Annotated in this window: 12 protein-coding genes; 3 read left to right on the top strand and 9 right to left on the bottom strand. The window is 34.8% G+C overall.

Features of this window, described 5'->3' with window-relative positions:
- Nucleotides 1-111: 111 nt before the first annotated feature.
- The 5 genes from QQM35_RS04510 to tadA form a co-directional block, all read right to left on the bottom strand.
- Entirely contained in the window at nucleotides 112-963 is an 852-nt protein-coding gene (locus QQM35_RS04510) for a LysR family transcriptional regulator (RefSeq protein ID WP_251518674.1), read from the bottom strand.
- Nucleotides 964-2,169 carry a YbfB/YjiJ family MFS transporter gene (locus QQM35_RS04505; RefSeq protein ID WP_425356337.1) on the bottom strand — a complete coding sequence of 402 codons (1,206 nt, stop codon included), beginning with the start codon at nucleotides 2,167-2,169 and terminating at the stop codon, nucleotides 964-966.
- Nucleotides 2,170-2,436: 267 nt separating this feature from the next.
- The gene (locus QQM35_RS04500; RefSeq protein WP_251518670.1) at nucleotides 2,437-3,003 is read right to left on the bottom strand and encodes an NADPH-dependent FMN reductase; all 567 of its coding nucleotides are present in this window, start codon (nucleotides 3,001-3,003) and stop codon (nucleotides 2,437-2,439) included.
- Between the two features lie 18 nt (nucleotides 3,004-3,021).
- A complete protein-coding gene (locus tag QQM35_RS04495) occupies nucleotides 3,022-3,894 on the bottom strand; it encodes a Cof-type HAD-IIB family hydrolase (protein ID WP_342610545.1) in 873 nt (290 codons plus the stop codon).
- A gap of 94 nt (nucleotides 3,895-3,988) precedes the next feature.
- Nucleotides 3,989-4,480, bottom strand: coding sequence for a tRNA adenosine(34) deaminase TadA (tadA, locus tag QQM35_RS04490; RefSeq protein ID WP_342610544.1), 492 nt, complete (start codon nucleotides 4,478-4,480; stop codon nucleotides 3,989-3,991).
- 62 nt (nucleotides 4,481-4,542) lie between these two features.
- Here tadA and QQM35_RS04485 point away from each other — a divergent pair, with 62 nt between their 5' ends.
- Complete coding sequence (locus tag QQM35_RS04485) at nucleotides 4,543-5,160, top strand: deoxynucleoside kinase (protein ID WP_342610543.1); 618 nt, start codon at nucleotides 4,543-4,545, stop codon at nucleotides 5,158-5,160.
- Nucleotides 5,153-5,815: a deoxynucleoside kinase gene (locus tag QQM35_RS04480; protein ID WP_342610542.1), complete on the top strand. Its 663-nt coding sequence runs from the start codon at nucleotides 5,153-5,155 to the stop codon at nucleotides 5,813-5,815. Before QQM35_RS04485 ends, QQM35_RS04480 begins: the two co-directional genes overlap by 8 nt.
- Before the next feature lie 111 nt (nucleotides 5,816-5,926).
- On the opposite strand, the gene QQM35_RS04475 is transcribed toward QQM35_RS04480, so the two are convergent.
- The 4 genes from QQM35_RS04475 to QQM35_RS04460 form a co-directional block, all read right to left on the bottom strand.
- Nucleotides 5,927-6,616: an HAD family hydrolase gene (locus tag QQM35_RS04475; RefSeq protein ID WP_251518660.1), complete on the bottom strand. Its 690-nt coding sequence runs from the start codon at nucleotides 6,614-6,616 to the stop codon at nucleotides 5,927-5,929.
- A gap of 268 nt (nucleotides 6,617-6,884) precedes the next feature.
- Entirely contained in the window at nucleotides 6,885-7,964 is a 1,080-nt protein-coding gene (locus QQM35_RS04470) for a branched-chain amino acid aminotransferase (RefSeq protein WP_251518659.1), read from the bottom strand.
- A gap of 134 nt (nucleotides 7,965-8,098) precedes the next feature.
- On the bottom strand, nucleotides 8,099-9,043 hold the full coding sequence (locus QQM35_RS04465) for an NAD-dependent epimerase/dehydratase family protein (RefSeq protein WP_251518658.1): 945 nt from the start codon (nucleotides 9,041-9,043) through the stop codon (nucleotides 8,099-8,101).
- 227 nt (nucleotides 9,044-9,270) lie between these two features.
- Nucleotides 9,271-10,161: a LysR family transcriptional regulator gene (locus QQM35_RS04460; RefSeq protein ID WP_342610541.1), complete on the bottom strand. Its 891-nt coding sequence runs from the start codon at nucleotides 10,159-10,161 to the stop codon at nucleotides 9,271-9,273.
- Between the two features lie 117 nt (nucleotides 10,162-10,278).
- Between QQM35_RS04460 and QQM35_RS04455 the strand changes: the two genes are divergently transcribed.
- Complete coding sequence (locus tag QQM35_RS04455) at nucleotides 10,279-11,460, top strand: MFS transporter (protein ID WP_251518656.1); 1,182 nt, start codon at nucleotides 10,279-10,281, stop codon at nucleotides 11,458-11,460.
- Nucleotides 11,461-11,466 lie beyond the last annotated feature (6 nt).

The following is an 11,466-nucleotide window of genomic DNA, read 5'->3' as shown; positions in this document are numbered from 1 at the left end:
AGAGAATACGTAGTATTATATATAAAAGAAGCACAAAGATGGCTTGAAATTGAAAATCATCTTTGTGCTATTATTTTGGGTTTATGTTCCATACTTTTTTATTAGTTATTTTCAAAAGTAGTTGTGTAATGTCGTCATGAATTGATTAAATACGGGTGTTTGCATCACATCTTCTCGATGTACGAAATAAATAGGTACTTGTTCAAAAGGACTGGAGAGTTCATAAACATCGAAGTCGTTGTGGTACCCTTCTTTTAATACAGATTTGGGCAGCATTGCAAATCCTAATTCAGCTTGCACGCATCCTAGAATACCATCTAAAGTATTTAAGGTGATGTAGTTATTGACTTGAACTTGATGATAGTCGAGCCAATTTTCACAGTAGCCTCTATAGAAACACCCTTCTACAAAGACGATAATGTTATGCGGTTGATGACTTTCCAATGGGTTACCATAACCTTTAGCTGTAATGACGACTAACGTTTCGTTGTATAAATGTAACGCTGATAAAGATGGGTCGTTGACTTCACCTGATAAAAACGCACCTTCAATCTTCCGATGTCTGATTTGTTGCAATAGTTGTGCCGTCGCATTGGTCGAAATTTGTAGTTGTACATCTGGTTTCTCTTGACGAAACGCACTTAGTACATTAGGTAATACCGTAGCAGCAATAGTTTCAATTGATCCAAAATGAAATGGTGCAGATGTGCCACCTAACAATGTTTGCTCAGCCTCATTTATACGATCTAATATTTGATTCGCATAAGTTAACAATACTTTCCCATCAGGTGTAGGCGTTACTGATTTTTTATCACGGTACAATAATTGAGTTCGGTAATGATCTTCTAGTCTTTTTATCTTAGCAGTGACATTAGACTGTACAAAGTTCAATTCGGTCGCTGCTCTCGTAAAGCTCTGCAATTCAACAACTTTTTTAAAGGCTTTGAGATCTTCAATATTCATTTATATCTCTCCACGTTTCTTTATTTTAAAGCTGATTATACTACAAAATAACCCAATTAATAATACGGCTGTTGCGAAGATTAAAGCAGCATTATAGTTATTCCCTTCACCAATGAGCACACCTGCAATCGACGGCGCAATCATCTGGCCAATACTGTATACAATCGTTAAAGTAGCTACAAGATTCGTCTTACTCGTCGTCTGATACATCAATGTTTGACCCTGAGACATAAAGAGTGTCGTTAAGCCTAAAAAGGTACCCCCAAATAGTAAAGCACTTATAATTAAACTGAGACTATGGTGCGATATAACAGGACATATGACACCGATGATTTGCAGTACAAATGCACTATATATCGCTTTGTTGAACCCATACTTTTCAGCGATAATTGACCACACAACTGTTGAAGGTATCGCTCCGAGACCGACAAACATCCAACTGAGCGCTGCATAATTCGATAGTTCAGGAATGGATTTGACTATAGATACTAAGAAAGTACCTGTAACAATGTAACCTGCACCTTCACAGAAATAAGCAATATAATAAAAGCCTATAAATTTCTTATTTAACGTTGTAGTTGGGGTTTTTATACTTTCACTTTGTTGCTCATGTCCAGAGGACTTACGCGTGTTGTTTTGTTGTATCACTGGATTTTCTTTCATAAATAACACTACACATAGCCCTAACGCGAGCGAAATAACGCCGAGGATAACCCATGTGAGCGACCATGTCTTCGTATTAGTAAATAATAATACAAAAATACTACTCAAGAACAATCCGATTCCGACAGCACTATACAGAAATCCGGATATACTACCTTTTCTTGCTAGCTTTAACGCCTCTAACACAACATTTGAAGCAAGTACAAATACTGTCCCGCTCGTAATCCCCGAAATTAATCGTAGGATATTCCAAATAATATAATCATCAGTTAAACCTGTAGCAATTGTCGTTACGATATTAATGATTAAATAAATCTTTATATCGGTTACTTTACTCTTAAACACGTACCACATAGGAATCATCGCGCCAATGAGATAACCTAAATAGTTAACAGACGCCAGTAAACTCGCCTGTTGGTTCGTCATATTTGTTCCATGTTGCATAAATGGCATCATCGATGTATAAACAAACCTTCCAATTGCCATGACGATTAATAATGCACACATGCCTAATAATAATTGTCGATAAGCATGTTTGACCACAGTCATTCCTCCCTTTTATGTATATAAGTTGAGTATACATCTACATAATCATTAATAAAAATGATTGTTTTTGATATTTAGGATTAATAATAATGATTGATAACACCATGGTCGTTCACTAAAATTTTAGACACGTTGCAATCTATAAATAATTGCACATAAAAAAACCAGTAAATGAATTAATTAAACTCATTTACTGGTTGATTAGTCTAGAATTTATATCCTATTATCCATTAACTAAAACAATCACATTAATTAACATTCAATTTATTTTAAATGTTCATATGGACTATTATTCGCAAATGATACGATTTGATCTACGAATAATTTACAACGTAATTGGAATTCGTTGTTATCAAGATAATATGTGCCGTCCTCTAATTTATTATAATCTGAATCATGTGTTGCAATTTGTGTTGGTACTGCAATACCTAATAATGTACGTACGATTAGACGTAAATGTGATAATGGTTCCGCACTCACGATACCACCACTATTTCCAACTAGACCAACAGGTTTCATTTTGAAATCATCCATTGTTAAATGATCTAAAGCATTTTTCAAAATACCTGAGAATGAACCGTGGTAGTTTGGTGTACCTAATACGAAGAAATCAGCTTCTCTAGCTTTAGATTGTAGTGATTTAACATTATTTAAATAAGCTTCACTTGGTTCTGATGCACCTGAAACATCTAATTGATGAATTGGTGTTTCCGCTAAATCAAAGATATCAACTTCGATATCATGCTCTCCAAAGTGTCCTTTCAAATAATGTGCTAATGCGTTTGTATGTGAGCCTGATTTTGCGCTGCCTACGATGATTAAACCTTTCATTATTACTTCCACCTCATATTATAAATTATTATTTTCTTTTAGTAATTTCATAATTGCTTTACCTACGCCACTTTCTTCATTTGAAGTTGTGACAAACTCGGCCTCTGACTTCACCGCTTCTTCAGCGTTGCCCATTGCTACCGGATGACCTACACGTTCTAACATAGAAACATCATTTAAATTATCGCCAATCGCTACGACATCTTTTAAATCAATCTTTAAACGATCTGCTATCGTTTCTAAAGCGATACCTTTTTGTGCATCAGCATGTGTAATTTCTAAATTACCTCTAGATGAAGAAGATACGGCTAAGTTACTCGCTTCTGATAACTGGACTTTAACACGGTCGATCTTTTCTAAATCACTATCAAATGCCAGAATCTTCATTACAATTTCGCCTGGCGTTTGCTCAATCTTATCGTAATTGTCAACGACCTTTAATGTACCATTATCGATACGTTTCTGGATTCCAGCTTGTATCTTTTCAACATCCGCTTTCTGTCCAGCTCGTTCAGCGATATCAACATATATGTCTAAATCACGTTGAGGGTCTTCCGTATATATTCCAAAGTTTGTATAAACTTGATAATAAATATCTTCAGCTTTCAACGTAGTTGTTACTCTTTTAATTAATTCATGATTTAAATTTGAAGTACTCATGATATTGAATGATTCATCTCTAACTTCAGCGCCATTTAAACAGATATACGGAACTTGCAAATCTGTTTGACTGATTGGTGTATTTGCCTCATAAAAAGCTCTACCCGTAGCAATCACTACAGTAATACCTTGTGATTGTGCAAATTTAATCGCTTGAATATTCTCTTCAGAGACTTCGTGTGCTGCATTGAGTAATGTTCCATCCATATCTGTCGCAATTAGTTTTATCATGCATTTTCCTCATTTCTGATGATTATCCATCATACATTTAACGTTATAATGTAAAGATTAATGATGTTGTAACACAAACTATTTTAACAAATTATCAAACATTTATATTATCGTCTGTTTGTATGATTTTTTTATTTTTTCTCAAGTTTTTAAAAAAGTTAGTGAGTAATTGGCTACATTGTTGTTCTAGTACCCCTGTAGTTACTTCAGCACGATGATTAAATCGTGGTTCAGCAATTAAATTCATTAAACTGCCTGCACAGCCGCCTTTAGGGTCTTCAGCACCATAAACGACACGTGGTATTCTACTCATCACAATCGTACCTGCACACATCGCACATGGTTCCAGTGTGACATATAACGTACATCGTTCTAATCTCCAGCTCCCTATCACTGTAGCAGCTCTTTGAATCGCAATATGTTCAGCGTGAGCAGTTGGGTCTTGTAGTGTTTCACGTAAATTGTGTGCACGTGCAATCACTTCTTCATCTCTAACGATGATGGCACCTATAGGCACCTCACCTATTTGCTCTGCTTTCTTGGCTTCTTCTATTGCAATTTCCATATATTTTTGATCAACCCTCATGTGTCTCACACCTCACATATGATACAATATTGAATGTCTATTTTAACATTGGAGTGTTCAATATGAAAAAAACTTTTATCGCTATCGAAGGCCCAATTGGCGTTGGGAAGTCTTCTTTAACTCATAAACTTAGTCAAACTTATCACTTCTATGAAGAGAATGAAATTATAGATGAAAATCCATTTCTATCAAATTTCTACGACGATATTTCAACTTGGAGTTTTCAAACAGAAATGTTTTTCTTATGTAATCGTTACAAACAATTTCAAGATATTGAACACATCAATTCAGGTGTAGTAAGCGACTATCATATATATAAAAATAAAATCTTCGCTAGTAATACACTATCACAAGATGAATTTGATAAGTTTTCAAGAATTTATAATATACTCACCGAAGATTTAGAAATGCCGAATGTAATTATTTTCCTAGATGCTGATTTAAATGTTTTAAAATCTCGTATCGCCAAGCGTAATCGTAGCTTTGAACACCATATTGAAGACGATTATTTGCTCAATCTAAAGCGTGATTATCAACGATTCTATGAGTCAATGAAATCTTCAGAAACACAAGTTATCCGTATTGATACGACTAATCTGGATTTCGTCAATAATGATGCGGACTATCAACAAATTTTAAATTTAGTAGAACCACTCATTGGAGGTTATAAACATGAATAAATATGGTATCCCTCAAGATGCGATTATTACAGTTGCGGGTACAGTAGGTGTAGGTAAGTCCACGTTGACACGTGCGCTAGCCGAGCGATTGAATTTCCGCACTTCGTTCGAAAATGTAGATCATAACCCTTATTTAGATAAATTTTATCATGACTTTGAACGTTGGAGTTTCCATTTACAAATTTACTTCTTAGCTGAACGCTTTAAAGAACAAAAACGCATGTTTGAATATGGTGGCGGGTTTGTGCAAGATCGCTCAATTTATGAAGATGTCGATATCTTTGCGAAAATGCACCAACTTCAAGGAACGATGAGTGAAGATGATTTCAAAACATACTCAGAATTGTTTAATGCAATGGTCATGACACCTTACTTCCCGAAACCTGATGTATTAATTTATTTGGAATGCGATTACGATGAAGTAATAGAACGTATTAATCAACGTGGTCGTCAAATGGAGATGGAAACAGACCCTGAATATTGGAGGAAATTATATACACGTTACGAAGAATGGATTCGCGATTTCAATGCTTGCCCAGTCGTGCGCGTCAATATCAATGAATATGATCTGCTCGAAGATCCTGATTCATTAGAACCTGTTATAGAAAAAATAAGCCGTATTATTAGTGCGTATCGCAATGTCGATCAACGTTAGACAATCTATGAATAAAAAACCAACGCAAGAGATTAAATCAATCTTTTGCGTTGGTTTTTATATATTCAGATGTTTTACTAATAATATTATAAACCCAAAGCTTTGCTCTTATTATTTAATAATTTTAATAATTTCATTTGCGGTTTCGAAGACATAATCTGCTTTAGTGAACTCTTCTTCTAAGCCTACGCCAGTTAATACAGCTACACTCAAACCAAGATGAGCATTTACACCTGTTTGTATATCATTAGCGGTATCACCAACAATCATGACATCTTGTGGTGCTACATCGTAGTGATGAAATAACGGATTCAATACTTCAGCGTTCGGTTTTTCTACCGCATCCGCTTCTGTAGAAATCACAACATCAAAATAATGTTCAAGTTGTGTTGCTTCTAAAAATTGTTCAACACCTACTTTAGAATCACTCGTCACAATACCTAAACGGTAACCATCCTTTTTCAATGTGTCTAAAGTGTCGGTAATACCTTCAACTAAAATATTTTCAGGAACACGTTGATCCACTAAAGTTTGACTTCGGCGTTGTGCCCACTGCGTTACATCTTGACCTGCAATTTCGCAAAACGCCTTGATCATTTCATCTAATGCACCGGAAGCCATGATTGTTCCCGGTTGAATCTCGCCATCAATCACACCAAGCTGACGGTAAGCACGATCCACGTCATTGATATTTTCTCGATATTCATCCATAAAATCATCGACGAGTTGCAGACCTATCTTCATCCAACTACGGTCAAAATAAATTAATGTACCGTCTTTATCAAATAATATCCATTCCATGTTGCTACATCTCCTACATCATTACATATTTCCTCTTTAATTATATTCACCATTTAAGTTTAATACATTAATTTTTGATTTCCTAGAAATGTGACTAATATAAAATAGGAGCAGGACAGAAATCTAATTTTCTAATTGAGATTTCATTGTCCCACCCCAGTAAAGATGACTAGCGTTGTACGAAACTTGATATAAGCTTTAGCTATCTACTGTCTAGTTGATTAAAAAAGTCTGAGACAGCTCATTTTGCCTCAGACTCAATTGATTATTATTCATATCTTGGTACTACAACTCTCCAGCCTTCTGGATCATCCAATTTACCGCTTTGAATGCCTACGTAGTTGTCGTAAAGTTTTTGCGTAATCTCGCCTGTTTCATTGTTGTTGATAACGATTTCTCTATCTTCGTATTTCAACTTACCGACTGGTGAAATAACTGCGGCAGTACCTGTACCAAATACTTCTGTAAGTTCACCTTTATCGTATGCTTCAAATAGTTCATCAATAGATACGTGGCGTGTTTCAACTTCGTAGCCTAATTTTTGTGCTAATTCAATAACAGTCTTACGTGTAATACCTGGTAAGATACTTCCATTTAATTCAGGTGTAACAATTTTTCCATTTTCAACGAAGAAAATGTTCATGCTACCAACCTCTTCGATATATTTACGTTCAACACCGTCTAACCATAGCACTTGGTCGTAACCTTCTTCTGCTGCATTCGTTTGAGATTTAAGGCTTGCTGCGTAATTTCCTGCAACTTTCGCAAACCCAACGCCTCCACGCACGGCGCGCACATATTCATCTTCTACATAAATCTTCGTAGGTGTTAATGACTCTCCGCCATAATAGTTACCAGAAGGAGATAAAATAATTAACATTTGATATGATTTTGCAGGTCTTACACCTAATACGCCTTCAGTTGCAAAGACAAATGGACGAATATAAAGTGATTGACCATCGCCTTCTGGAACCCAGTCACGTTCGACATCTACAAGTTGTTTAAGTCCTTCTAATAATAATTCTTCATCGACTTTAGGCATTTCTAGTCTTTCTAATGAGTTATTAATACGCTTAAAGTTCTGAGATGGACGGAATAAGTCAACTTCTCCATCATGTTTATATGCTTTCAATCCTTCAAACACTGCTTGTCCGTAATGAAGTGCTTGAGCAGCTGGAGATATTTCGATTGATCCGTATGGCACAATCTTTAAATCATGCCATCCTTTATCGGCATCATATTGAAAACTTAACATATAATCCGTGAAGTGCTCCCCAAATCCTAAATCTTTTGGGTCTGGCTTTTCTTTTAATTGTTGTCGCTCTACAAATTGTATTTTTTCTGACATGATTTATCCTCCCAAAGCTTTCAAAGTTTGTATATTAAATTATATCAATGTGAATAACTTGATTCAATGAATTTTCGAAATATTTAAACTTTAACACAATTATCTAATTGTTTTATATACAATAAATGATGAAGTTATTTCTGTTTAATAGCCTCTAACATAACCTCAGTCATTTTGTTGAGATCATATTTCGGGTCGAATCCCCACTCTGCTCTAGCACAACTTACATCTATACTATTCGGCCAACTATCTGCTATGGCTTGTCTTTGCGGATCAACGTCATAACTTAATTCAAAATCTGGTAAATATTCTTGAATAGATGCTTTAACCATTTCTGGTTCAATACTCATCGCACTTAAATTATAAGCATTACGGTTAATCAATTTCACACCATCTGCTTCCATCAATTGAATGATAGCGTCGATCGCGTCATCCATAAACATCATATCCATATAAGTATCTTGTGCAATATAGCTCGTGTATTTACCTTGGCGTACTGCTTGGAAGTATATATCCACGGCATAATCTGTCGTGCCGCCACCAGGTTCTTTAACATGTGAAATCAGCCCTGGAAATCTAACACTACGCGTATCCACATTAAATTTCTCAAAGTAATATTGGCACAATAATTCACCAGCAACTTTGTTAACGCCATACATTGAAGTCGGTCGTTGGATTGTAACTTGAGGTGTGTTTACTTTTGGAGTAGATGGGCCAAATGCGCCAATTGAGCTTGGAGTAAAGAACTGTAAATCATATTCACGTGCTACTTCTAAAGCATTCATTAAACCACCCATATTTAAATCCCAAGCAAATATCGGGTTCTTTTCTGCTTTCGCCGACAATAAAGCTGCCATATGCATTAAAGTATCAGGCTGAAATGATTCAACTAATTGGTTCATATGTTTTCTATCAGTCACATCTAAAATTTCAAACGGTCCATTTGAAAGTGATGATGCTGGTTCAGGTTCTCTTATGTCCGTAGCCAACACATTGTCATTACCATATAAGGATCTACACTTTAACACAAGTTCAGTACCAATTTGTCCTAAAGCGCCAGTTATCATAATTTTTTTCATTATAAATCTCCCCTTTGTTTACTACAGAAACGTGTTGTGTTCTCTAGATGTACAAATATATTATTATTAACTATATTATAGAACATTATAATTGATTTGTATACTTAGAGTGAACAAAAGCGTAATATCAAGGAGATAAGTATCCTTATTGTGTACTATTTTCCATCTTTGTATTTGATACGATACGGAAAAACAACTCTCATTAAATAAAGTTAATCTGAATAACATTAATGCTTTAAATAATCTACAAATGTCTCAATCGTCGTTAAATTATTACTATCTTTATGCGTCATAGCTACAAAGTGAAGGAAATAATCAAACGGCGCTCCAATTGTTACCATTTCTACCATACCACTTGCGATATAAGGATCGTCTTCTAACATTAACCTTGAGACAATACTTACACCTAATCCCTCAGATATTGTTTTAATTAATACACTCGGATTGTTTGTTTTGAAAACAATTTTTAACGGGCCGTTTTTATCTTCAAAGTTCTTTAAGTTCTCATGATAAAAATTGCGATCATAAAGTACAAAAGGATATGGCTGTATCATTGATAAATCTACATTTTCTCGTAATGATAATTTTGACTTTTTCGGTACAATCAAACGAAAGTCTGTCGAAATATTTAATGGGTAACTCGTTAATGTCTTAGCAAATGTTTCAGATTCACGTTTTCCTATTAATCCAATATCAACTTCATTGTTTTCCATCATTTTAATCACTTTATCTTTATCACTTTCGAACACTTGAACTTCAATATGAGGGAAATCTTTCTTAAAAGCAGATAAAGCTTTAGGAATAATCTTATTAAATAACGTCGGTATCGTCGCAATTTTTAGAGATCCTGTTAGATTACTCTTTAACGAATCGACTTCTTGTAATAACTGTGTACGCGCATCTAAGATATCAATAATATATGGAATAATACGTTGACCAATTTCAGTTGCAAAAGTACCTCTTCTAGATCGCTCGAATAATTGGTACCCTAACTCAAATTCTAAAGCGCGCAAAGACTGGTTCATTGCAGACTGGCTTACATGCATTTTATCAGCCGCTTGAATGATAGATTCCAATTCATATATCTTTTTTACATAGGTAAGTTGTTCAAAATTCATATTTAGCTCCTTTATATAAGCTTTACTTATATTAATATCATTAATCTTAATTATACATAAGTATGCATAATTTATTATAATGAAAATATTCAATAAATGTAGGGGTGATTCTGTTTTATGAATGAAAAGTTATGGACGAAAGATTTTATTACAGTAACACTCGTTAATTTTCTAATGTATTTAATACATTATACTTTAATCGTTACAGTAACGACGTATGCAATTCATACGTATCATGCCTCAGAAAGTATGGGTGGTCTAGCAGCCGGCATCTTTATCATTGGGATGTTATTTGGCCGACTCTTATCCGGTCGATTTATCGATCATCTTAAGCCAAGAAAGGTATTGCTATACGGTATTATATTCTCAATTATTACCGTAGCACTTTATTATACAATTAATAGCTTAACGATCTTAATGTTAGTCCGACTCATTCACGGCTTTGCATTTGGTATATCTTCTACAGCTACAGGTACCATTTCTTCACGTATTGTACCAGAAAAACGTAAAGGTGAAGGTATTGGCTACTATGCACTTAGTGTCACATTAGCTTCAGCTATCGGACCATTTTCAGGTATTATTTTAAGTCAACACTTAGGTTTTAAATCTATCTTTAATGTAAGTTTATTATGCATTGTATTATCACTTATATTAACTTTATTTATTAAAAATCTTCCAAAAACAACTAGTCTACAAAATGCACAACAAAGTCAACCTAAAGGTATTGATGCATTCATTCAACGAGAAGCGCTACCTATCTCTATCGTGGTAGCTTGTGTAGGTATTGCTTATTCAAGTGTACTATCATTCTTGTCAGCTTATACTGAACAAATTAATTTAGCATCAATTTCTAGTTTCTTCTTCGTTGTTTATGCTGTAAGTACTTTTGTTACAAGACCATTTACTGGTAAAATCTACGATAAATTCGACGAAAACAAAGTAATGTATCCAGTGATGATTAGTTTCATCATAGGGTTATGCTTGCTAGGCATGACGCACACAAGCTGGTTATTACTTATTTCAGCAGTATTCATCGGTATAGGTTATGGTACGATTGTTCCTAGTGCACAAGCGATTGCAGTGCAACAATCACCTAAGAAAAATATTGGACTCGCAACTTCAACATTCTTTATGTTTGCTGACTTTGGTGCCGGCATCGGACCATTTGTATTAGGTATTATCATTCCACTCGTAGGCTATAGATTCTTATATATCATTATGGGCATATTAGTACTGGTTTCAATCGGTCTTTACTACCTATTACATGGTAAAAATGTCCCGTATCAACACAATCATTAATCAACA

The sequence above is a fragment of the Staphylococcus hsinchuensis genome, from assembly GCF_038789205.1.
Classification (GTDB): domain Bacteria; phylum Bacillota; class Bacilli; order Staphylococcales; family Staphylococcaceae; genus Staphylococcus; species Staphylococcus hsinchuensis.
Note: the sequence above shows the minus strand (reverse complement) of the source record. Positions and strands in the feature narration are given on the sequence as shown.